This is a genomic window from Streptosporangium album, assembly GCF_014203795.1.
GTDB classification, from domain to species: domain Bacteria; phylum Actinomycetota; class Actinomycetes; order Streptosporangiales; family Streptosporangiaceae; genus Streptosporangium; species Streptosporangium album.
In genome coordinates this window covers 386,690-408,716 of sequence record NZ_JACHJU010000003.1, presented here as the reverse complement: position 1 = coordinate 408,716, position 22,027 = coordinate 386,690, and the positions used below count along the sequence as shown (strand labels likewise).

Genomic DNA, 22,027 nt, shown 5'->3' with positions numbered 1-22,027 from the left:
CGGTGACAATCGTGGCGGTAAGCCCCATGGCAAGGTTTAGCCAGATTTGCCGCGTTTGTCGTGTCGCTGGGGCGCGCGAGGAGCGCACTCCGGTGATGATCACCCGAGGATGCTAAGGGTTCTTGATCATTTCTGGCGGAAGGCGCGGGTAACGACTCCTCAGAGAATGCCAAAGAATTCCGGTCACTCCCAGCGGAACGTCCGAGAGGTGAGGAAGAGGGAGACCGCGGCCCAGACCGCCAGGGTCGCGGCCTGGGCCACCGGCAGGCCGCCGCCCCCGGTCAGGACCGAACGGAGCCCGCCGGCCAGGGCGGAGATCGGCAGCAGTTCGAGCACCGGCTGCACCGAGCCGGGGAACTTCGACAGCGGGAAGATCACACCGCCGCAGCCGAGCAGGACGAGAAAGACCAGGTTGGCCCCCGCCAGGGTGGCTTCGGCGCGCAGGGTCCCAGCCATCAGCAGGCCGAGGCCGCTGAACGCGGCGGTGCCCAGCAGGATCAGGGGGAGCGCGGCCAGGGGGGAGCCCGCCGGCCGCCAGCCCAGGGCGGTCGCCACCCCGCTGATGACGACCACCTGGATGATCTCCACGGCGATCACCGCGAGCGTCTTGGCCAGCATCAGCCCGGTCCGCGACAGCGGAGTCGCGCCCAGCCGCTTCAGCACGCCGTAGCGACGTTCGAAACCGGTCGCGATGGCCTGTCCGGTGAAGGCCGTGGACATCACGGCCAGCGCGAGCACGCCGGGGGTGATGAAGTCCACCCGGGAGCCGCCGCCGACGTCCACCAGCGGCGCGGCCGAGAACCCGACGAGCAGCAGGACCGGAATGATCATCGTGAGCAGGAGCTGCTCGCCGTTGCGGAGCATCGCCCGGATCTCCGCACCCGTCTGCGCCAGCACCATCCGGTGCAGTGGCGCGGCCCCCGGGGCGGGGGTGAGGTCCAGGGTCGTCAAAGTGCTCTCCTGCGGTCGGGCGCGAGCCGTACTCGGTGAAGGGTCATCGGAGCTCCCGGCCGGTCAGTTCCAGGAAGACGTCTTCCAGGGTGCGGCGCTCGATGCTGAGGTCGTCGGCGGTGACGCCCTCGGCGGCACACCAGGCGGTCACGGTGGCCAGCAGTTCGGGACCCACCTGTCCTTCGATGATGTAGTGCCCCGAAGGTGATTCCTTGGCCGCGCTGCCGGTGGGCAGGGCGGTGAGCAGCTCGTCCAGGGTGAGTCCGGGCCGGGCGCGGAAGCGCAGCTGCCGTTCGGCTCCGGTGAGTGAGGACGGTGTGCCCTCGGCCACCACCGTGCCGTGGTCGATGATCACGACCCGGTCGGAGAGCTTCTCCGCCTCGTCCATGTGATGGGTGGTGAGCACCACCGAGACCCCGCAGGAGCGCAGGTCGTCCACCAGCTCCCAGCACGCGTGCCGGGCCTGGGGGTCCAGGCCCGCGGTCGGCTCGTCGAGGAAGACCAGCTCGGGACGGCCGATGACGGCCGCGGCCAGTGACACGCGCTGCTGCTGGCCGCCGGAGAGCCTGCGGTAGGGCGTGCGGGCGTGCTCGCTCAGCCCGAGCCGCTCCATCAGCGCCGCCGGGTCCAGCGCGTTGACGTGGAAGCGGGCCATCAGCCGCAGCCACTCCCCGCAGCGCATCGCCGGGGGCACGCCCCCCGCCTGGAGCATCACCCCGACCCTCGCCCGCAGCTCCGGGCGGGAGGGGGCGAGCCCGAGCACGTTCACGGTGCCGCCGTCGGCCCGGCGGAATCCCTCGCAGATCTCGATGGTCGAGGTCTTGCCCGCGCCGTTGGGCCCGAGGAGCGCGGTGACCGCGCCACGGGCGGCACTGAGCGTGAGGCCGTCGATCGCCGTCGTCCGGCCGTATCTCTTGACCAGGTCGACGATCTCGACGGCTGGGGATTCCATGGCCACGAGTTTAGGGACTGTACCGGCCGGTCACGTTGGTGGACCTGCCGCTTGGAGCCCTCCGTGCCCGGGGGAGGATCCGGGCGGGTCCCGCCGAGGGCGCCTCGGCCGCCACCGGGCGGCCCATGCCGTCCAGACCGCGCCGAGCGCGTCGCGGATCACGACATGAGGAGGTCCGGCGTGTCGGAACGGAGCGGAGGCCGATCCGGCGTCCCGCCCCGGGCCCAGGCGATCCGCCGGAGGCCGGCGCCGCCCTTCCGCCGGGCACCGCCGTCGCCCTAATGAGTGTTAGCGAGTCGCCATCCGGCAGGCTCGGGACTTTCACCGGTTCACGGGACCGGCGGCTCCGCCGTGGTGTGCCCGGAGAAACCGCCGAAACCTGACTTAAACATTTTTTTGTGAAAATTTCAGGATTCGGGAATTCGGTTGACCTGATCATGGGTTGAGATCCCTGGCCCCGACGGGCCCGTTGTGGCCTGTGAGGGTAAAGGGGATCTTGATATGACCGCGGCAGTCGCCGGACCGGAAGCCGCGCCGGTCACGCGGCGCAGAGGGCTGTTGCTGCTCATCTTGGGCGCGCTGTCCGCGATCGGCCCGCTCTCGATCGACATGTACCTGCCCGCGCTGCCCGCCATCGCCGGAGAGATGGGTGCGGCCCAGGCCCAGGTGCAGCTCACCCTGACCGCCTGTCTCATCGGCGTCTCCATCGGGCAGGTGATCGCCGGTCCGCTCAGCGACGTGCGCGGCCGGCGGACGCCGTTGCTGATCGGCATCGCCGCCTACGCCGCGGCCTCGCTGCTGTGCGCCTTCTCGCCCTCGGTCTACGGGCTGATCGGCTTCCGCCTGCTCCAGGGGATCGCGGGCGGCGCCGCGCTGGTGATCGTCCGCGCGGTCGTCCGCGACCTGTACGAGGGAGCGGCCATCGCCCGTATCTTCGCCACCCTCATGCTCGTCAGCGGTCTCGCGCCGATCCTGGCCCCGATCGCGGGCGCGCAGCTTCTCAACCACACCTCCTGGCGCGGCGTGTTCGTCTCACTGAGCGTCGCCGGGCTCCTCCTGCTGGCCGCGGCCCTGTTCGGGGTGGGCGAGACCCTTCCCCCCGACCGGCGCGAGAGCGGGGGACTGCGACACACCCTCGTCACCTTCTGGCACCTGCTGCGCAACCGGTCCTTCATGGCCAGCGCGCTCGCCGGCGGCCTCGGCTTCGGCGGCATGTTCGCCTACATCTCCGGCTCGCCGTTCGTGCTCCAGCAGGTGTACGGAGCCTCTCCGCAGACCTTCTCCCTGGTGTTCGCACTGAACGCGCTGGGCCTGACCCTCACCGCGCAGATCGGCGGCCGTCTCGCCGGGCGCAGGGTGGCTCCCGCACGGCTGATCCTCATCGGCCTGTCCATCTCCGTGGTCGGAGCGGGCCTGCTGCTGTCCACCGCGCTCCTCGGCCTGCCCCTCGCCGTGCTGATCGCCGCGTTGTTCGTGATGATGTGCGGGGCCGGTTTCGTCCTGCCGGGCACCGGCGCGCTCGCCCTGGCCGGCCAGCCCCAGCAGGTGGCGGGGAGCGCCTCGGCGCTGACCGGTGTGCTGCAGTTCGCCATCGGCGCGATCGCGGCCCCGCTGGTCGGGCTCGGTGGTGAGGGCTCGGCGCTCCCCATGGCCGCCGTCCTGGCCGGGCTCACCCTCGCCTCTTTCGCCGCCTTCGTCGGCCTGCGGAGAACCCCGGACGGTGTCTCCCCGAATTAGGTAAGGCTCACCTGCGTGACAAATTGCATCCCGGCGAGCCCTGTCGTGGGTTTGTCAGCCGGGAAGGAATTACGCCACACTGATGTTGTGAAATACGTGACCCAGATGACAGGCACCGAGGAGACCGCCGTCGTGCGGCTCTCCGGCGTGTCCGCCGAGCACAGCACGCGTGCGCGTGTCGCCCGGCTCATCATGGAGCACGGACCCGTCACCGCCGCCGCCCTCGGCGAACGGCTCGGCCTCACTCCGGCCGCCGTCCGCCGCCATCTGGACGCGCTGCTGGCCGAGGGAATGATCGAGCCTCGTACGGCCCGGCCCCGTGGCCAGCGGGGGAGAGGGCGGCCGGCGAAGCTGTTCGCCATAACCGACGCCGGGCGCAGCGCCTTCGAGCACGCCTACGACGGACTCGCGGGAAACGCGCTGCGGTTCCTCGCCGAGCGCGTGGGCGAGGCCGCGGTGGCAGAGTTCGCCCGGTCGCAGGTGTCCGGCCTCGTCGACCGGTTGCAGCCGGAGATGAGCAAGGTCCCCGCCGACCAGCGGGTCCGCGTCCTCGCCGAGGCCCTGTCGGCCGACGGGTACGCGGCCTCGGCGAGCAAGGCCAACCTCGGCGGCGAGCAGCTGTGCCAGCACCACTGTCCGGTGGCGCATGTGGCTGCGGAGTTCCCGCAGCTCTGCGAGGCCGAGACGGAGGCGTTCGCGCAGATTCTCGGCACACCGGTGCAGCGGCTCGCGACCATCGCCCACGGCGACGGAGTGTGCACCACCCACGTGAGCCCGCGCAGAGCGGTCGAGCCGGACGCGCGAGAGCGAGAGGCGAGCGAGCGGGTACCGGAGCAGGCGCGACCATCCATAAGGCAACAAACGATCGATGACGCATCGAGCAAGGAGACCGGAAGGTGACTGTCACCGACCGCCCGGAGTTGGAAGGCCTCGGGAATTACAAGTTCGGCTGGGCCGACTCGGACGCTGCCGGATCGGCGGCCCGTCGCGGCCTGTCCGAGGAGGTCGTCCGTAACATCTCCGCGCTCAAGAACGAGCCGGAGTGGATGCTGGACCTTCGCCTGAAGGGCCTGCGCCTGTTCGGCAAGAAGCCCATGCCGAACTGGGGCTCCGACCTCAGCGGGATCGACTTCGACAACATCAAGTACTTCGTGCGCTCGACCGAGAAGCAGGCCGCCTCGTGGGAGGACCTGCCCGACGACATCAAGAGCACCTACGACAAGCTCGGCATCCCCGAGGCGGAGAAGCAGCGCCTGGTCGCCGGCGTCGCCGCCCAGTACGAGTCCGAGGTGGTCTACCACAAGATCCGTGAGGACCTTGAGGAGAAGGGCGTCATCTTCGTCGACACCGACACCGCGCTCAAGGAGCACGAGGAGATCTTCAAGGAGTACTTCGGGACCGTGATCCCGGTCGGCGACAACAAGTTCGCCGCGCTGAACACGGCGACCTGGAGCGGCGGCAGCTTCATCTACGTGCCGCCGAACGTCAACGTGGAGATCCCGCTCCAGGCCTACTTCCGGATCAACACCGAGAACATGGGCCAGTTCGAGCGGACCCTGATCATCGTGGACGAGAACTCCTACGTCCACTACGTCGAGGGCTGCACCGCGCCGATCTACTCCTCCGACTCGCTGCACAGCGCGGTCGTGGAGATCATCGTGAAGAAGGGCGCCCGCTGCCGCTACACGACCATCCAGAACTGGTCGAACAACGTCTACAACCTGGTCACCAAGCGCGCCGTGGCCTACGAGGGCGCGACCATGGAGTGGGTCGACGGCAACATCGGCTCCAAGGTCACGATGAAGTACCCGGCCGTCTACCTCATGGGCGAGCACGCCAAGGGCGAGACGCTGAGCGTCGCCTTCGCGGGTGAGGGCCAGCACCAGGACGCCGGCGCGAAGATGGTCCACCTCGCGCCGAACACCAGCTCCACCGTGATCTCCAAGTCCGTCGCCCGCGGCGGCGGCCGCACCTCCTACCGCGGTCTGGTCCAGATCGAGGAGGGCGCGTACGGCAGCGCCAGCACCGTCAAGTGCGACGCCCTGCTGGTCGACCAGATCAGCCGGTCCGACACCTACCCCTACGTGGACGTGCGCGAGGACGACGTCTCCATGGGACACGAGGCCACCGTCTCCAAGGTCTCCGACGACCAGCTCTTCTACCTGATGAGCCGCGGTCTGAACGAGGACGAGGCGATGGCGATGATCGTGCGCGGCTTCGTCGAGCCGATCGCCCGCGAACTCCCGATGGAGTACGCCCTGGAGCTGAACCGCCTGATCGAACTGCAGATGGAAGGAGCCGTCGGCTGATGGGTCTCGAAACCAAGCCCCTGTCGACCCTCCACGAGAAGTCCTCCTACAACGTGGAGGACTTCCCGGTCCCGAACGGGCGCGAGGAGGAGTGGCGGTTCACCCCCCTGTCGCGTCTGAAGGGCCTGCACGACGGCGCCGTCGCGGCCGGCGGTGTGCTGGTCCACGTCGACGCGGCCCCCGAGGTCACCGTGGAGACCGTGGGCCGCGACGACCAGCGGCTCGGCAGGTCCTACGTGCCCGCCGACCGGGTCAGCGCCCAGGCCTACTCCGCCTTCGAGAAGGCCACCGTCGTCACGGTGCCCCGTGAGGCCGTCGCCTCCAAGCCGACCGTGATCACCCTCACCGGCTCCGGCGAGGGGGCCGCCTACGGCCACATCCTGGTCACGCTGGAGCCGATGGCCGAGGCCGTCCTCGTCCTGGACCACCAGGGCAGCGCGACCTACGCCGACAACGTCGAGTTCGTCGTGGGAGAGGGCGCCACGCTCAAGGTCGTCAGCCTGCAGGACTGGGCCGACGACGCCGTGCACGTCTCCCACCACCACGCCCTGCTCGGCAAGGACGCGACCTTCCGCAGCTTCGTGGCCACGCTCGGCGGCGACCTGGTACGGCTCTCGCCGTCGGTCTCCTACGGCGGCCCCGGCGGCGACGCCGAACTGACCGGCCTCTACTTCGTGGACGCCGGGCAGCACCTGGAGCACCGCCTGCTGGTGGACCACTCCCAGCCGAACTGCAAGAGCAACGTCGCCTACAAGGGCGCGCTGCAGGGGCAGGACGCCCACGCCGTCTGGATCGGCGACGTCATCATCCGGGTCGAGGCCGAGGGCACCGACACCTACGAGCTCAACCGCAACCTCCTGCTCACCGACGGCGCCCGCGCCGACTCGGTGCCGAACCTGGAGATCCTCACCGGCGAGGTCGCGGGGGCGGGTCACGCCAGTGCCTCGGGCCGCCTGGACGACGAGCACATCTTCTACCTCCAGGCCCGCGGCATCCCGTTCGACGACGCGCGCCGCCTGGTCATCCGGGGCTTCTTCGCGCAGTTGCTGGAGAAGATCGAGCTTCCCGAGCTGCGTGAGCGGGTGCTCGCCAAGGTTGAGGCGGAGCTCGAAAAGTGACATTCGAGAAGGTCTGCAAGCTCACCGACATCCCCGATGGCGGCGTGATCGGCCTGGAAGTGGGGGAGATTCCGGTCGCTCTGGTCCGCCGGGGCGCCGAGGTCTTCGCCCTGCACGACGTCTGCTCCCACGCCGAGGTGAAACTCAGCGAGGGCGAGGTCTACGACGAGACGCTGGAGTGCTGGCTGCACGGCTCGTGCTTCGACCTGCGCTCCGGCAAGCCCACCGGCCCGCCCGCCACCAAGCCCGTTCCCGTTTACCACGTCAAGATCGACGGCGATGACGTCCTCGTCTCGCTCTCGAAGGAGTCATAACAGTGTCTGATTCGAGCCGAGTCCGCTCGGGGTCCACCCTGGAGATCCGTGACCTGCACGTCGCCGTCGGGGACAAGGAGATCCTGCGCGGCGTCAACCTGACCGTCCGGGCCGGCGAGACCCACGCCATCATGGGCCCCAACGGTTCGGGCAAGTCCACGCTCGCCTACGCGATCGCCGGTCACCCGAAGTACACCGTCACCGGCGGCCAGGTCCTGCTGGACGGCGTCGACCTGCTGGAGCTGTCGGTCGACGAGCGTGCCCGCGCCGGCCTGTTCCTCGCCATGCAGTACCCCGTCGAGGTCCCCGGCGTCAGCGTCTCCAACTTCCTGCGCTCGGCGGTCACCTCCGTGCGCGGCGAGGCTCCCAAGCTCCGTGAGTTCGCCAAGGACCTGAAGTCCGGCATGGACGCCCTGTCCATCGACGCCGCCTTCGCGCAGCGCAACCTGAACGAGGGCTTCTCCGGCGGTGAGAAGAAGCGCCACGAGATTCTCCAGCTCGAACTGCTCAAGCCGAAGATCGCCGTTCTCGACGAGACCGACTCCGGCCTGGACGTCGACGCGCTGCGTGTGGTCTCCGAGGGCGTCAACCGCTTCCGCTCCTCCGGCGACACCGGCGTCCTGCTCATCACCCACTACACCCGCATCCTGCGCTACGTGAAGCCGGACTTCGTCCACGTCTTCGCGGCCGGTCGGATCGTGGAGCAGGGCGGCCCCGAGCTCGCCGACAAGCTCGAAGCCGAGGGTTACGAGGCCTACACGAAGGCATCGGCCTGATGAACACGGGCTTTGACGTGGAGAGGATCAGGAAGGACTTCCCGGTCCTCTCCCGCGAGCTGTCCGGCGGACGGCCACTGGTCTACCTCGATTCGGCCAACTCCGCGCAGAAGCCCACCCAGGTGGTCGAGGCCATGCGCGAGCACATGGCCATGCACTACAGCAACGTCGGCCGAGCCATGCACGCGCTGGGAGCCGAGTCCACCGAGGCGTACGAGACCGCCCGCGACAAGATCGCGGCCTTCGTCGGCGCGCCGAGCCGCGACGAGATCGTCTTCACCAAGAACGCCTCCGAGGGACTCAACCTGGTGGCGTACGCCTTCGGCAACCCCACCAACGACGATCCCAGGTTCCGCATGGGCCCCGGTGACGAGATCGTCATCTCCGAGATGGAGCACCACTCCAACATCGTGCCGTGGCAGCTGCTCGCGCAGCGGACCGGTGCCACGCTGAAGTGGTTCTCGGTCACCGACGAGGGCCGGCTGGACCTGTCGAACCTCGAAGAGCTGGTCACCGAGCGGACGAAGATCGTTTCGATCGTGCACCAGTCCAACGTGCTCGGCACGGTCAACCCGGTCGCGCAGGTGCTCGCCAGAGCCCGTCAGGTCGGGGCACTGATGATGCTGGACGCCTCGCAGTCGGTGCCCCACCAGCGGGTGGACGTCGCCGCGCTCGACGTGGACTTCCTGGCCTTCACCGGGCACAAGGTCGTCGGCCCCTCCGGGATCGGCGTGCTGTGGGGCCGTGCGGAGCTGCTTGAGGCCATGCCCCCGTTCATGGGCGGCGGAGAGATGATCGAGGCGGTCTGGATGGACCGCTCGACCTATGCCCCCGCGCCGCACAAGTTCGAGGCGGGGACCCCGCCGATCGTCGAGGCCATCGGTCTGGGCGCCGCGGTGGACTACCTGTCCGCGATCGGCATGGACGAGATCGCCCGCCACGAGCGCGAGCTCACCGGGCACGCGCTGAGCGCGCTGGGAGAGATCCCCGGTCTCAGGGTGATCGGTCCCGCGGATCTCGATGAGCGTGGCGGCACGGTGTCGTTCACCCTCGAGGGGATTCACCCGCACGATGTTGGGCAGATCCTGGATGACAACTTCGGTGTGGCAGTGCGCGTGGGCCATCACTGCGCCCGCCCGCTGCACCTGAGGTTCGGGATCCCCGCCACCACGCGGGCGTCCTTCTACCTTTACACCACACCGGCCGAGATCGACGCCCTGGTCCGCGGCCTCCACCACGTGCAGAAGGTGTTCGCCTAGCCATGCCGGAGCAGTTGAGATGATCGCCGAGTCCATGTACCAGGAGCTGATCCTGGAGCACTACAAGCACCCTCAGGGACGGGGTCTGCGCGACCCGTACGACGCCGAGGTCCACCACGTGAACCCGACGTGCGGCGATGAGATCACCATGCGCGTGAAGCTGGGGGACGGCGGCAAGGTCGAAGACGTCTCCTACGACGGCCAGGGCTGCTCCATCAGCCAGGCCGCCGCCTCGGTGCTGTACGAACTGACCGCCGGCTCGACCGTGGACGAGACCCTCGCCGTGGTGGAGGAGTTCACCCGGCTCATGCAGAGCAGGGGGCAGGTCGAGGCGGATGAGGACGTGCTCGGGGACGCGGTGGCCTTCGCCGGGGTCTCCAAGTTCCCGGCCCGGGTGAAGTGCGCGCTGCTGGCCTGGATGGCTTACAAGGACGCGGTTGTGAGGAGTTCTACATGAGCAAGCCTGTTGAGACGCCGACGGCGGCGTATGACGGGGAGACGACCCTTGACGAGGTCATGGAGGCCCTCAAGGACGTCGTGGACCCCGAGCTCGGGATCAACGTCGTCGACCTCGGTCTGATCTACGGGGTCAACCTCGACGCCGCGGAGGCGGGCACCCCTCCGATCGCGACCATCGACATGACGCTGACCAGCGCGGCCTGCCCGCTGACCGACGTCATCGAGGACCAGGCGCACTCCGCTCTGGACGGCATGGTCTCCGATGTGAAGATCAACTGGGTCTGGCTCCCGCCGTGGGGTCCGGACAAGATCACCGATGACGGGCGTGAGCAGCTGCGCATGCTTGGCTTCAACGTCTAACCTCCCTCTTTGGTACGGTTCGCGCCTACCGGGGTGCGGGCCGTACCGAATTGTGTGAGAGGATGCCCGATGCCGGGAAGAAAAGCCCGGCTCGGAGCGTTGGCTCCGACAACGGGCAAGCGTCCACGTAATGCCGGACGCCCCGGACCGACCTGGCACTGCGAACGCCGGGTATGCTTGATCGTGGTTTGACTGCGTGCGGGTAAGCTAGACCCGCCCCGTGCGGTGCGCCTCGACTTGCACCGCACTACCGCCCCGAAGTGGGCGTCGATTCAGCGTGGCCTCACGCCACGCGCTCCAGGCTCGTCCTTTCGCAGAAGTGACGTGCCCCGTTCTTCTATCGAAAGGCACGAATCTTCGTGACCATGCTTGACGCTGCCCTGCCCGAAATCACCGCTCTTCCCGAGGTTCCCGCCGGGCCGTCCGAGTTCATCCTCCTCGGCCTGCCGAAGCCGCTGGTGACCGGGCTTTCCCGCCAGGGCATCGACAGCCCCTTCCCCATCCAGCGGGCCACGATTCCCGACATCCTCGCCGGCCATGACGTCCTCGGCCGCGGGCAGACCGGCTCCGGCAAGACGCTGGCCTTCGGCCTGCCCATGATGGCCCGCATCGCCGGAAGCAAGGCCCGCCCCGGCCGTCCCCTCGCCGTCGTCCTCGTGCCGACCCGCGAGCTGGCCATGCAGGTGACCGACGCGCTCGAGCCGCTCGGCCGCGGCCTGTCCCTGCGGATGAAGACCGTCGTCGGCGGCATGTCCATGGGCCGCCAGATCGAGGCGCTGCGCCGTGGCGTCGAGGTCGTCGTGGCCACCCCCGGCCGGTTGACCGACCTGATCCAGCAGGGCGAGTGCACGCTGGACGAGGTCCAGGTGACCATCCTGGACGAGGCCGACCACATGTGCGACCTCGGCTTCTTCCCGGTCGTCAGCGCGATCCTGCAGCAGACTCCGGCCGACAGCCAGCGCCTGCTGTTCTCCGCCACCCTCGACGGCGACGTCGACAAGCTCGTCCGCCGCTTCCTCACCAACCCGGTGACCCACTCCATGGCCCCGGCCGCCTCCTCGGTCGACACCATGGAGCACCACGTGGTCGAGGTGCACCGCGACGACAAGTTCCAGGTGACCGCCGAGGTCGCCAACCGTGAGGGCCGCACCATCATCTTCGTGCGCACCCAGCACGGAGTCGACCGCCTGTGCAAGCAGCTCGCCCAGGTCGGCATCAAGGCCGGCGGTCTGCACGGCGGCAAGCGCCAGAACCAGCGCACCCGCATCCTGGCCGAGTTCAAGGAAGGTGCGATCAACGTTCTGGTCTGCACCGACGTCGCGGCCCGCGGCATCCACGTCGACAACATCAGCCTCGTGCTGCACGTCGACCCGCCGCAGGACCACAAGAGCTACCTGCACCGCGGTGGCCGTACCGCCCGGGCCGGGGAGAAGGGCACCGTCATGACGCTGGTGCTCCCCAACGAGCGCCGCTCCACCGACGCGATGACCCGCCGGGCGGGCATCAAGCCCTTCCGTCTCAAGGCCACTCCGGCGCACCCGCGCCTCGCGGAGATCGCCGGGGCGCGCCAGCCCAGCGGCGAGCCGATCCCGGTCTGGGAGCCCTCGGCGCCGGCCGCCAAGCAGCGTGAGCGTCGTGGCTTCGGCAGCGGCGGCGGCAGCCGCGGCCCGCGCCGGTTCCGTGACCGTCCCGGCCACGGCGGCGGCGAGGGCCAGCCCCGCGAGCGGTCCTACGGTGACGACAACCGCGGTGGCAACAACGGCAGCGTGAGCGACGTGCGCGGCCAGTACCGCTCCGACCGTTCCGGCGGCGCCGGCTACCGCGGTGAGCGCTCCGGCGGCGCCGGCTACCGCGGGGACCGCCCCGCGGGCGACCGCGAGCCGTTCCGCGGCGACCGTCCCACCGGTGGTGGCTACCGCGGCGGTGAGCGGCGCGAGTCGTTCCGCAGTGGCGAGCCGTTCCGCGCCGAAGGCCGTCCCGACAGCCGCGGTGGTTCGCGCGGCGGTGGCTTCCGCGGCGGTCGCGGCGACCACGCCGCGGGTCGCCCCAGCCGCTGACATCGGGCTGTAGACCGCCCGACGGACTGTGACCCCAAGGGGCCGGTACGGCAGTCGCCGTACCGGCCCCTTGGGCGTGCCACCAGGGAGGACGGCGCGCCTGTCGCGGCCGCCGACGGGCCTCAGAGGCCCTCTGGGCCCTGGTGGAGGCCGAGCCCGGCCTTTCCGCAGGGTCCGGCCGGGAGTGCGAGCTGAGGATACGGCCCCGCACGACGGCCCGGTCCTCGCCGGAGAAGCACTCCGGTGTCCAGGCGGTGGACGCGTACATCTGCGGACCTGCGGGGCCGTTAGGCTGGGAGGGCACATCCGACGACGTCGAGAGAGATCATGAAGACCTTCGAAGAGCTGTACGCCGAGCTGTCCGACAAGGCGCGCACCCGGCCCGAGGGTTCGGGGACCGTGGCCGCGCTGGACGCCGGGGTCCATGCCATCGGCAAGAAGGTCGTGGAGGAGGCCGCCGAGAGCTGGATGGCGGCCGAGCACGAGTCGAACGAGCGGGCCGCCGAGGAGATCTCCCAGCTCCTCTACCACGTGCAGGTTCTCATGATCTCCAAAGGGATCGGGCTGGACGAGGTCTACAAGCATCTGTGAGCCGGTGCGCCCGGCTCCAGCCTCGTAGAAACCACCATCCACGTAAGGAATCTCCGCGTCATGCTCCGTCTCGCCGTTCCCAACAAGGGCGCCCTCACCGAGGCCGCCCAGACGATGCTCAAGGAAGCCGGATACCGCGCGCGCACGGACAGCAAGGAGCTCGTGGTCGTCGACCCCGAAAACTCCTGTGAGCTGTTCTTCCTGCGCCCGAAGGACATCGCCGTCTACGTCGGCGAGGGCACACTCGACGCCGGGATCACCGGCCGCGACATGCTCCACGACTCCGGCGCGCGGGTCGAGGAGATCCTGCCCCTCGGCTTCGGCAGGTCCACCTTCCGCTTCGCCGCCGACCCGGGTGCGTTCTCCTCGGTCACCGACCTCAAGGGCAAGCGCATCGCCACCTCCTACGCCGGCCTGCTGGAGGCCTACCTCACCGAGCAGGGGGTCGAGGCCCGGGTGATCAAGCTGGACGGCGCGGTCGAGACCGCCGTCCGGCTGGGCGTGGCCGACGCCGTGGCCGATGTCGTGGAGACCGGCACCACACTGCGCAACATCGGGCTGGAGGTGTTCGGCGAGCCGATCACCCGCTCCGAAGCCGTGCTGATCAAGGGGGCCGGCGGTGTGGAGACCCAGGGGCTGCAACAGCTCGTCCGCCGCCTGCAGGGCGTGCTGGTGGCACGTGACTACGTGATGATGGACTACGACATCCGGGCCGAGCGGATCGAGGAGGCCATCGCCCTCACCCCGGGCATGGAGGGACCCACGGTCTCCCCGCTGCACCGGGAGGGCTGGGTCGCGGTCCGCGCCATGGTGCCGCGCAAGGGGCACCAGCAGGTGATGGACCAGCTCTGGGAGATGGGGGCGAAGGCCATTCTGGTCACCGCCATCTTCGCCTGCCGTCTCTGAGCGGCCCCGTCGCCTGAGTGGTCCCGTCGCCGCCCCGGCCTGGCCGGGGCGGCCCGGTCCCTACCGGTCGGCCGACTCCTCAGCGGGGGTGTCGGCCTCGTCGTTTCGCGCGAGACGGTCACCGGCGCTGAGCTCCTCGCGCAACCGCGCCAGGTCGATGTCGTGGCTGCCGTACTTCAGCTCACGGGCCACCTTCGTCTGCTTAGCCTTGGCTCGACCCCGCCCCATTGGCTGTACTCCCTCACGCAGGCCGTCTCCGGCCTCTGGTCACTGTGCCTCATCGCATTGGCAAGGCTTTACACGATATGCCATGTCCTGCCGGGCGGCAGCCGTGCATGGAGACGCCCTGCCCACCCCCGGTCTGGTCCGGCCAGGGCCGCGGGCGACATCCGGAGCCGGACTGCCGTTGGCATTCTACCTACGATGCTTACGATTTGAACAATTATGCAATTTGCCACATCATAAGTAATTGTGTTCGCCATCCAGGTGCTGAAAAGTTGATCCGTCTCCACGGGAGACGGGGCTTGACCTCCTCCTCCCCGCGGCCGGAGCCGGGGACGTGCGGCCGCTCCTCCGCGCCGGACTCACCGGCGCTGCGCGGTACCGCGCCGCATCCACTTCCCATAGCCAGGGCCCAGCGGTCCCACGTTGGAGGTATTCGATGAGCGAGTTCGCGGCGGAGCTCAGGGCGCGCGTCGACGAGGTCGACGCCGAGCTGCGGCTCATGCGCCAGGCTTTCGACGAGCATTCGGTCGAGGTGCTGTCCGGGCGCCTGGAGAACCTGCTGCGCATCGCCGAGCAGCACGGCGTCGACGTGCGACACGCGTCCGACACGGTCGACGCCCCCACCGGCGGAGCGGCGTGACATGCCGGTCCCGCTGTACCAGGCCAAGGCCGAGTTCTTCCGCACGCTTGGGCATCCGGTCCGCATCCGGGTGCTGGAGCTGCTGCAGGACGGCCCCCTGCCGGTACGGGATCTCCTGAGCGCGATCGACATCGAAGCCTCCAGCCTCTCCCAGCAGCTGGCCGTGCTACGCCGCGCGGGGATCGTGGCCGCCACGCGCGAGGGGACCACCGTCATATATAACTTGTCCACTCCTGATGTGGCGGAACTGATGGTCACCGCCCGATGGATCCTGGCCGAGCTGCTGGCCGGTCAGGGAGAGTTGCTGGCCGAGTTGCGGGCCGAGGCCCACGGGTGAGGACGCCCGGTGCGGCCGCTCATCCCCTTCATCAAGTCACCCAACCCACCTCAGGAACCACCATGGCTCACCAGAAGAGAAAGACTCTCGAAGAGCGGATCGCGGACCGCCAGGCGCAGAGACCCGTGCTCCAAGACGGCAAACACTTCGAACACGGACCCGCGAAGTTCGTGTTCGTCTTTCTCATCACCCTCGTGGTGCTGATCCACATCGTCGGCCTCGGCATCGTCATGGCGCTGGATCTCGGCTAGCGGATCCGGTGCGAGCGCTGCCTCGCGACGACCCCGCGCCCACCTCACCTGGCCGGCGTGTCCGCACCGTCCCCGCGGGCCGAGGCCCGCAGATCCTCCAGGAGTTCGGCCTGCCCCGAGAGCATGCCGGTGAGGATCGATCGCGTCATCCTGAGAAGCTCGGCCACGTCGGGGCTGGTGAGCGAGTAGTAGACGCCGGAGCCCTCCTTGCGCGAGACCACGAGGTTGGCGCGGCGCAGCACCGCCAGCTGCTGTGACAGGTGCGCGGGCTCGATGCCCACCTCGGGCAGCATCTCCGCGACCGAGTGGTCGCGCTCGCTGAGCAGCTCCAGCACCCGGATACGCGAAGGGTGCCCCAGAGTCTTGAAGAACTCGGCCTTCAACTGGTAGAGCGGCCTGCTCACCGCGACACCCTCCCTGTCGTCACCATCGGCGTCCGTCCCGATTCCAGCGGCTTACGCAATTGCCAATCTTAGCAATCATGATGATCGAAGAAGCCGGTCGCCGTCCCCTGACCGGTTCCGCGCGCCCGGCGCGTCTGACAAATGTCACCACCAAGCCCGGACGATAGGCACCGACCATCAAACGGGAGCACTTCTAACTTTATCGCCGGCGCGCCCAAGCTGCTGGTGCTGGACGAGCCCACCGCCGCCATGGACGTGGAGTCGCGGCTGCGGTTCTGGAGGGCATGCGCGCCTACGCGGCCGCGGGACGGACCGTGCTGTTCGCCACCCATTACCTCGAGGAGGCCGACGAGAACTCCGATCGGGTCATCGTGATCGCCCGCAACCGCATCGAGGCCGTCCAGCGCGCCCAGGTTCAGGGCTGGCTCTGATCCGATCTCACCCCGGCAGCGCCGCGGCCTCCTCCTCCTCGATCTGCCGGTTCCACTCCTTCTTGGAGGAGCGCCACGCCTCGTCGTCACGGCCCAGGCGCCAGTAGCCGGAGATGGACAGCTGCGACAGGGGGATGCCGCGTTCGGTCCGCAGGTGGCGGCGGAGCTCCTTGACGAAGCCGGCCTCTCCGTGGACGAAGGCGTGCAGGGGGCCCTCGGGGAAGTCGAGTTCGCGCACGGCCGCGACCAGCACCTCGCCGACCGGCGCCTCGCCCCGGTGCAGCCAGACGATTTCGGCGTCGCCGGGGGAGTCGAGCGGCTGCTCCTCCTGCGGGCCGGCCACCTCCAGGAACACGTGGGCCCGGACGCCGGCCGGCAGGCGCTCCAGGGAGGCGGCGATGGCCGGCAGCGCGCTCTCGTCACCCACGAGCAGGTGCCAGCCGGCCTGCGGGTCAGGTGTGTAGGCACCGCCGGGGCCGAAGAAGTGGATCTCGTCGCCGGGCCGTACCCGCGCCGCCCAGGGTCCGGCGAGGCCGTTGTCGCCGTGGTAGACGAAGTCGAGCGTCAGCTCGCCCGCCTCCGGGTCCCACGCGCGGACGGTGTAGGTGCGGGTGGTGGGCCACTGGTCGTGGGGCAGATCACGCTTGATCGCCTCCAGGTCGAACGGCACCGGATAGCTCACCCCGGGCGGGGGGAACAGCAGCTTCACATAGTGGTCGGTGAACTCGCCCGCTCCGAAACCGGCGAGCCCGTCGCCCCCGAGGACCACCCGGATCATGTGCGGGGTGAGCTGCTCCACCCGCCTCACCTCACCGCGGGTCGTCTTACGCGCAGGCTTGCCCTCTGCCATACACCACTCCCGACCATCTCGGATTAGGTAAACCTAAGTCGTAGCATATGGCCATTTGAAATGTACGGCAGGGCTGATGCCGTCCGGTGAACCGGGCATCCCCTTAAAAATCTACAATGTAAAGGAGTCGGGGTCGGAGGCCCCGGCGACCGCTACCGCTCGACGGCCATCTGGCGGATCAGGTCGGACATCCGGACGATGCCCATGCAGCGGCCGAACTCGTCCACGACCACCAGGTCGTCGTATACGCGGTCGGCGTCACGCCCGGCGACCTGCATGGCGGCGATCGCAGAAGTGGTCTTGGGGACCGTGCGGGCGGGCTCCGCCAGGCGTGCGGCGGGCTTCTTGCCGTGCAGGGCGTGCCCGAAGCGGCCGGCGATGGACAGCAGGAAGCGGCTGCGATCCAGGCTCGCCTTCGGGCGCTGGTACTCGTCCACCAGGATCACGCTGGTGATGGAGGGCTCGCCGCCGAAGGCGCCGGCGGCCTCCTCGGCGGTGGCCTCGTAGGGGAGGGTCGCCGCGGGCAGGAGGAACTCCTGGACACGAGGCCCGTGAAGGATCCGGGCCGGCTCCTCCTCGACGGAGGGGAGCGGCACTCTGATCCGGCCGGAGGGCCCCGGGGTCAGCAGCGGCCCCTGCGCCAGCCGTACTCCCCAGCTCCGTACGGCGGTCAGCTGCGCCTCCTGCGTCACACCCGGGGCCAGGACGTGGGCGCCCACGTCGCGGGCGAGCCTGGCCAGTGCCTCCGCGAGCGCCGCGCGGCGCGGGTCCTGGGTGATCCGCGCCATGAGGTCGGGGGAGAGCACCGCCAGGTAGGGGGCCGCGTCGGTGAGCAGGTCCATCGGGATGTGGCCCGTTCCGAGATCGCCGACCGCGATCAGGTAGCCGATGGCGCGGAGTCCGTCCAGGCCGGTGATCAGCGGTCGCCGTTCGGTGCCGGAGAAGCCGCCGCGGAGTACGAGGATCACTTCCCGGGGTCGCCGTCCCGACATCCGTAGCGCTTCGTGGAGCGGCGCCAGCGCGGCCGGGCCGCCGATCACCGTCTCTGTCGGCAGGCCGATCACCAGCGGGAGCAGGAGTTCGCTTCCGGCGGCGCGGAGGAGGGTTTCGGTGAGGGAGGCGATGGTGCCGTGGTGCTCCCCGACGGCTTGGAGGGCGATGACGCCCCCCGTGTCGAGGTCGACGATCGGTGTGATGTTCACGGCGCCGGCCGCGGAGGCCGGGGAGAGGTGCGTTCGGCTCGCCACGTACAGATGATGGGGCACGCTCGGTGATCAGATGGGCGACGTTCGGTGATGTTCGCCGATATTTCGCTGTCCGTTGGCGCCGGCCGGGGGAGGGGGAGCAGCCGGTAGTGTCCCGTGCCATGAGCTCACGACCTGCCAAGGGAGGGGGGCGCTGGGTCCTGGTGGGGCCGGAGCGCCTCGGCCGCTGGGTGGACGGCTTCGCCGAGCGGCATGGTCCGCCGGATGTGACGGCCGCCGACGAGGTCGTGCGGCTTCAGGGCGCCGATGGCGCCGTAGCCGAACTCCGGGTGCCGTTTCCGCCGCTGACCTCTTCGGGGGGCGGGCCGCTGGCCCGTCTCATCACCCATGCGCGCAGGGAGCGCAGGGTCGGCGTGCTGCTGGTACGGCTTGGCGGCCATGCGGCCGGGATCTTCCAGGGTGACGTGCTGGTCTCCTCGAAGGTGGGGTCGCGGCTGGTCCACGGCCGGAGTGCGGCGGGGGGCTGGTCCCAGCAGCGGTTCGCCCGGCGTAGGGAGAACCAGGCCGGTCAGGCGCATGAGGCGGCGGCCGAGGTGGCGCTGCGGGTCCTCGGCCCGTGCGTGGCCGAGTTGGAGGCGGTGGTCTTGGGGGGCGACCGGCGGGCGGTGGACGCCCTGAGGTCTGATCGCAGGCTCGCTGCGGTCTTCGCGCTGGAGGCCGGGCCTTTCCTGGCGGTGCCCGATCCCCGGCTGGCCGTGCTCTCCGGCACGCCCGCCCAGTTCCGCGCGGTCCACATCAGGGTGATCGACCCCGGTTAATCAGGGGAAAGCGGCTGTGCGCGCGCCGTACACTGATCGGTATGCGCACTTCCGATTGACGCTGCCCTGATGAGGCGAGACAGCCGAGCCGAGAGCCGCAGGAGACAGGACGCGGTGGGTTCGGCCACAGCGAGGTGAGCCTGTTTATTTCCAGTCTGGGAGTGTTCTCCAAAAATGATCGTAGCTTCTGACATCGAACTGCGGGCCGGGGCCCGGCTGCTCATCGAGGGTGCGTCGTTCCGGGTGAATCCCGGCGACAAGATCGGGCTCGTCGGCCGTAACGGCGCCGGTAAGACCACCCTGACCAGGGTGCTCGCGGGTGAGGGCATGCCCGCCAGTGGCACCGTCACCACCAGTGGGGCCGTGGGCTACCTTCCGCAGGACCCCCGCACCGGTGACCTGCAGGTGCTCGCCCGTGACCGCATCCTGTCCGCGCGGGGGCTGGATGAGGTGCTCAGGGAGCTGCGTGAGGCCGAGGTCGGCATGGCGTCGGCGGACGAACGCACGCGGGATCGCGCGGTGCGCGCCTACGGGCGGCTGGAGGATCGGCTGCATGTGCTGGGCGGGTATTCGGCCGAGTCGGAGGCGGCTTCGATCGCCTCCAGCCTCGGGTTGCCCGACCGGGTGCTGGGCCAGCCGCTGGAGACTCTGTCGGGAGGGCAGCGCAGACGGGTCGAGCTGGCACGCATTCTTTTCAGCGGAGCGGAGACTCTCCTTCTTGACGAGCCGACAAACCACCTCGATGCAGACTCAATCGGGTGGCTTCGTGATTTTTTACGCTCGCATCAGGGCGGCTTGATCATTATTAGCCACGACGTCGGTCTTCTTGAAGCGACGGTAAACCGGGTCCTGCACCTGGACGCCAACCGTGCCGCGATCGACACCTACAACGTGGGCTGGAAGACCTATCTGGCCCAGCGGGAGACCGACGAGAAGCGTAGAAAGCGCGAGCGTGCCAACGCCGAGAAGCAGGCCTCGGTGCTGATGTCGCAGGCCGACAAGATGCGGGCCAAGGCCACCAAAGCCAAGGCGGCGCAGGACATGCAGCGTCGTGCCGAGCGTCTGCTCTCCGGTCTGGAGGTCGAGCGGCGCAGTGACAAGGTGGCCAAGCTGCGCTTCCCGGAGCCCGCGCCCTGTGGGCGCACCCCGATCACCGCGGAGGCCCTGTCGAAGTCCTACGGTTCGCTGGAGGTCTTCACCGATGTGGACGCGGCCGTGGACAAGGGGACCAGGGTCGTCATCCTGGGCCTGAACGGTGCGGGCAAGACCACGCTGCTGCGCATCCTGGGGGGCATCGAGCAGCCCGACACCGGTGCCGTCAAGCCGGGCCACGGGCTCAAGCTGGGTTACTACGCCCAGGAGCACGAGACGATCGACCCGGGCCGGACGGTTCTGGAGAACATGCGCTCGGCGGGGGGAACGCTCGCCGACGTCGAGCTCCGCAAGGTTCTGGGCTCGTTCCTGTTCACCGGGGACGATGTGGACAAGCCGGCCGGAGTGCTCTCCGGAGGGGAGAAGACCCGGCTGGCCCTGGCCACCCTGGTGCTGTCGGCGGCCAACGTCCTGCTCCTTGACGAGCCCACCAACAACCTTGATCCGGCGAGTAGAGAGCAAGTACTTTCGGCGCTAAGGTCCTATTCTGGGGCGATTGTGCTCGTCACGCACGATGAGGGTGCTGTCGAGGCTCTACAACCAGATAGGGTGATCTTGCTGCCTGACGGAGTTGAAGACGCGTGGAGCGATGAATTTTCCGATCTTGTGGCACTTGCCTGATCTTAATTTGAGCGGGTACGGATCTTTTCCCATGGAGTAGGTAGCCGATCTCGCTGAAATGACTGATCATGGCGTGAGTAACGCTGCGGAAGTCTGGCACTACAGGAGGTACTCGTGGCCGAGACTCTTAAGAAAGGCACCCGGGTGACCGGGGCCGATCGCGACAAACTGGCCGCCGATCTGAAGAAACGCTACAGCGCGGGTGAGAGCATCCGGGCGCTGGCGGCTTCGACCGGCCGGTCGTACGGCTTCATCCACCGCATCCTGAGCGAGTCCGGTGTGACTCTGCGCGGGCGCGGTGGCGCAACCCGAGGTAAGTCGAAGCGCTGACCCCGCCTCGGAACGCGCGTCCGCAGCCGCTCGTCCCAGCGCCGAGACGTGTCGCCCGAGCCTGTAGAACCTCATTCTGGAGAGTCGATAGGCTCGGGCGAGACGTAGGGCGACACGTGGGAGTGGGCGATGGCGGAAGTGGCGTTCGGGGGGAAGGCGGGGAAGATCTCCCTCGAGGAGGTCGGTCTGCGCTTCGAGGTGGACGGCGAGATCGCGACGATCACGCTGGACCGGCCAGGCAGAAGGAACGCGCAGACGTTCGCGACCTGGTCGGCGCTGGCTCAGATCGGTGACACCCTGCCGCAGCAGGTAAGGGTCGTCGTGATCAGAGGTGAGGGGCCGTCTTTCTCGGCAGGCATCGACCTGCGGATGTTCACCCCCGAGGGGGTTCCCGGTCAGGGCTCGTTCGCGTCTTCGGCGACACTCGACGACTCGACCTTCGAGCAACGGATAGCGCAGGCCCAGCAGGGGTTCCTGTGGCTGCGACGCCCCGAGATCGTCTCGGTCGCAGCCGTGCAGGGACACGCGATCGGTGCCGGGTTCCAGCTTGCGCTCGCCTGCGACGTGCGGGTTCTGGCCGACGACGCCAAGCTGTGCATGAAGGAACCCGCGCTGGGTCTGGTCCCCGACCTGACCGGCACCAAACCGCTCGTCGACCTCGTGGGCCTGTCCCGTGCGGTCGAGATCTGCCTCACGGCCCGCACCGTGGGGGCGGAGGAGGCGGCCAGGGTCGGCCTGGCGGAGCTGGTCGTCGCCCCGCAGGATCTGGCGGGAGCCGTGGCCGACCTGGCCGCGGCGCTGCTGGCCACCAACAGGGACGCCGCGACGGCGACCAAGCGGCTGCTCCAGGGCGCCTCCGGGCGCACCCTGGAGGAGCAGTGCGCCGCCGAACGGCGTGAGCAGGTCGTGCGGGTCAAATCGCTGTTCGCCGGAAGCTGACGGGGGAATGAAGGTGCCTTTTCCGGCGCTGCCAC

Annotated in this window: 26 protein-coding genes; 20 read left to right on the top strand and 6 right to left on the bottom strand. The window is 69.1% G+C overall.

Going from position 1 to position 22,027, the window contains the following annotated elements:
* Nucleotides 1-183: 183 nt before the first annotated feature.
* Entirely contained in the window at nt 184-951 is a 768-nt protein-coding gene (locus FHR32_RS31775; protein ID WP_184758215.1) for an ABC transporter permease, read from the bottom strand.
* Nucleotides 952-994: 43 nt separating this feature from the next.
* Entirely contained in the window at nt 995-1,903 is a 909-nt protein-coding gene (locus FHR32_RS31770; RefSeq protein WP_184758214.1) for an ABC transporter ATP-binding protein, read from the bottom strand.
* A gap of 501 nt (nt 1,904-2,404) precedes the next feature.
* Between FHR32_RS31770 and FHR32_RS31765 the strand changes: the two genes are divergently transcribed.
* From FHR32_RS31765 to hisG, 12 genes are all read left to right on the top strand, one after another.
* Nucleotides 2,405-3,640, top strand: a complete 1,236-nt coding sequence (locus tag FHR32_RS31765; protein ID WP_184758213.1) for a multidrug effflux MFS transporter — start codon at nt 2,405-2,407, stop codon at nt 3,638-3,640.
* A gap of 105 nt (nt 3,641-3,745) precedes the next feature.
* On the top strand, nt 3,746-4,540 hold the full coding sequence (locus tag FHR32_RS31760) for a helix-turn-helix transcriptional regulator (protein WP_184758643.1): 795 nt from the start codon (nt 3,746-3,748) through the stop codon (nt 4,538-4,540).
* A complete protein-coding gene (sufB, locus tag FHR32_RS31755; protein ID WP_184758212.1) occupies nt 4,537-5,949 on the top strand; it encodes a Fe-S cluster assembly protein SufB in 1,413 nt (470 codons plus the stop codon). The genes FHR32_RS31760 and sufB overlap by 4 nt, the downstream gene beginning before the upstream one ends.
* The gene (gene sufD / locus FHR32_RS31750) at nt 5,949-7,067 is read left to right on the top strand and encodes a Fe-S cluster assembly protein SufD (protein WP_184758211.1); all 1,119 of its coding nucleotides are present in this window, start codon (nt 5,949-5,951) and stop codon (nt 7,065-7,067) included. The genes sufB and sufD overlap by 1 nt, the downstream gene beginning before the upstream one ends.
* Complete coding sequence (locus FHR32_RS31745) at nt 7,064-7,381, top strand: Rieske (2Fe-2S) protein (protein WP_184758210.1); 318 nt, start codon at nt 7,064-7,066, stop codon at nt 7,379-7,381. The genes sufD and FHR32_RS31745 overlap by 4 nt, the downstream gene beginning before the upstream one ends.
* Nucleotides 7,382-7,383: 2 nt before the next feature.
* A complete protein-coding gene (gene sufC / locus FHR32_RS31740) occupies nt 7,384-8,157 on the top strand; it encodes a Fe-S cluster assembly ATPase SufC (RefSeq protein WP_184758209.1) in 774 nt (257 codons plus the stop codon).
* A complete protein-coding gene (locus tag FHR32_RS31735; protein WP_184758208.1) occupies nt 8,157-9,416 on the top strand; it encodes a cysteine desulfurase in 1,260 nt (419 codons plus the stop codon). The genes sufC and FHR32_RS31735 overlap by 1 nt, the downstream gene beginning before the upstream one ends.
* Before the next feature lie 19 nt (nt 9,417-9,435).
* A complete protein-coding gene (gene sufU / locus FHR32_RS31730; RefSeq protein WP_184758207.1) occupies nt 9,436-9,873 on the top strand; it encodes a Fe-S cluster assembly sulfur transfer protein SufU in 438 nt (145 codons plus the stop codon).
* Nucleotides 9,870-10,235 (top strand): metal-sulfur cluster assembly factor, encoded by a 366-nt coding sequence (locus tag FHR32_RS31725; protein WP_012892450.1) that lies wholly within the window; start codon nt 9,870-9,872, stop codon nt 10,233-10,235. Before sufU ends, FHR32_RS31725 begins: the two co-directional genes overlap by 4 nt.
* A gap of 365 nt (nt 10,236-10,600) precedes the next feature.
* A complete protein-coding gene (locus FHR32_RS31720; RefSeq protein ID WP_184758642.1) occupies nt 10,601-12,292 on the top strand; it encodes a DEAD/DEAH box helicase in 1,692 nt (563 codons plus the stop codon).
* A 327-nt stretch (nt 12,293-12,619) separates the two neighbouring features.
* The gene (locus tag FHR32_RS31715) at nt 12,620-12,883 is read left to right on the top strand and encodes a phosphoribosyl-ATP diphosphatase (protein ID WP_184758206.1); all 264 of its coding nucleotides are present in this window, start codon (nt 12,620-12,622) and stop codon (nt 12,881-12,883) included.
* A 60-nt stretch (nt 12,884-12,943) separates the two neighbouring features.
* On the top strand, nt 12,944-13,789 hold the full coding sequence (gene hisG, locus FHR32_RS31710; RefSeq protein WP_184758205.1) for an ATP phosphoribosyltransferase: 846 nt from the start codon (nt 12,944-12,946) through the stop codon (nt 13,787-13,789).
* Nucleotides 13,790-13,849: 60 nt separating this feature from the next.
* Here hisG and FHR32_RS31705 read toward each other — a convergent pair whose 3' ends face one another.
* Nucleotides 13,850-14,017, bottom strand: coding sequence for a DUF3073 family protein (locus tag FHR32_RS31705; protein ID WP_184758204.1), 168 nt, complete (start codon nt 14,015-14,017; stop codon nt 13,850-13,852).
* A 433-nt stretch (nt 14,018-14,450) separates the two neighbouring features.
* Here FHR32_RS31705 and FHR32_RS31700 point away from each other — a divergent pair, with 433 nt between their 5' ends.
* The 3 genes from FHR32_RS31700 to FHR32_RS31690 all read left to right on the top strand — a co-directional run bounded on the left by FHR32_RS31700 (nt 14,451) and on the right by FHR32_RS31690 (nt 15,242).
* Nucleotides 14,451-14,654 (top strand): hypothetical protein, encoded by a 204-nt coding sequence (locus FHR32_RS31700; RefSeq protein ID WP_184758203.1) that lies wholly within the window; start codon nt 14,451-14,453, stop codon nt 14,652-14,654.
* 1 nt (nt 14,655) lies between these two features.
* Complete coding sequence (locus FHR32_RS31695; RefSeq protein WP_184758202.1) at nt 14,656-14,991, top strand: ArsR/SmtB family transcription factor; 336 nt, start codon at nt 14,656-14,658, stop codon at nt 14,989-14,991.
* 62 nt (nt 14,992-15,053) lie between these two features.
* Nucleotides 15,054-15,242 carry a hypothetical protein gene (locus tag FHR32_RS31690; protein WP_184758201.1) on the top strand — a complete coding sequence of 63 codons (189 nt, stop codon included), beginning with the start codon at nt 15,054-15,056 and terminating at the stop codon, nt 15,240-15,242.
* Between the two features lie 44 nt (nt 15,243-15,286).
* Here FHR32_RS31690 and FHR32_RS31685 read toward each other — a convergent pair whose 3' ends face one another.
* Nucleotides 15,287-15,646 carry an ArsR/SmtB family transcription factor gene (locus tag FHR32_RS31685; protein ID WP_184758200.1) on the bottom strand — a complete coding sequence of 120 codons (360 nt, stop codon included), beginning with the start codon at nt 15,644-15,646 and terminating at the stop codon, nt 15,287-15,289.
* A 284-nt stretch (nt 15,647-15,930) separates the two neighbouring features.
* Here FHR32_RS31685 and FHR32_RS31680 point away from each other — a divergent pair, with 284 nt between their 5' ends.
* Nucleotides 15,931-16,077 (top strand): hypothetical protein, encoded by a 147-nt coding sequence (locus FHR32_RS31680; RefSeq protein ID WP_184758199.1) that lies wholly within the window; start codon nt 15,931-15,933, stop codon nt 16,075-16,077.
* A gap of 7 nt (nt 16,078-16,084) precedes the next feature.
* Here FHR32_RS31680 and FHR32_RS31675 read toward each other — a convergent pair whose 3' ends face one another.
* Together FHR32_RS31675 and FHR32_RS31670 are read right to left on the bottom strand one after the other, a co-directional pair.
* A complete protein-coding gene (locus FHR32_RS31675; RefSeq protein ID WP_184758198.1) occupies nt 16,085-16,927 on the bottom strand; it encodes a siderophore-interacting protein in 843 nt (280 codons plus the stop codon).
* 152 nt (nt 16,928-17,079) lie between these two features.
* A complete protein-coding gene (locus FHR32_RS31670; RefSeq protein ID WP_312882792.1) occupies nt 17,080-18,174 on the bottom strand; it encodes an EAL domain-containing protein in 1,095 nt (364 codons plus the stop codon).
* Nucleotides 18,175-18,293: 119 nt separating this feature from the next.
* Here FHR32_RS31670 and FHR32_RS31665 point away from each other — a divergent pair, with 119 nt between their 5' ends.
* The 4 genes from FHR32_RS31665 (at nt 18,294) to FHR32_RS31650 (ending at nt 21,992) form a co-directional block, all read left to right on the top strand.
* The gene (locus tag FHR32_RS31665) at nt 18,294-18,950 is read left to right on the top strand and encodes an acVLRF1 family peptidyl-tRNA hydrolase (protein ID WP_184758197.1); all 657 of its coding nucleotides are present in this window, start codon (nt 18,294-18,296) and stop codon (nt 18,948-18,950) included.
* Nucleotides 18,951-19,124: 174 nt separating this feature from the next.
* Nucleotides 19,125-20,723 carry an ABC-F family ATP-binding cassette domain-containing protein gene (locus FHR32_RS31660; protein WP_184758196.1) on the top strand — a complete coding sequence of 533 codons (1,599 nt, stop codon included), beginning with the start codon at nt 19,125-19,127 and terminating at the stop codon, nt 20,721-20,723.
* Nucleotides 20,724-20,837: 114 nt separating this feature from the next.
* On the top strand, nt 20,838-21,053 hold the full coding sequence (locus tag FHR32_RS31655) for a helix-turn-helix domain-containing protein (RefSeq protein ID WP_012892441.1): 216 nt from the start codon (nt 20,838-20,840) through the stop codon (nt 21,051-21,053).
* A 129-nt stretch (nt 21,054-21,182) separates the two neighbouring features.
* The gene (locus FHR32_RS31650; protein WP_184758195.1) at nt 21,183-21,992 is read left to right on the top strand and encodes an enoyl-CoA hydratase/isomerase family protein; all 810 of its coding nucleotides are present in this window, start codon (nt 21,183-21,185) and stop codon (nt 21,990-21,992) included.
* Nucleotides 21,993-22,027 lie beyond the last annotated feature (35 nt).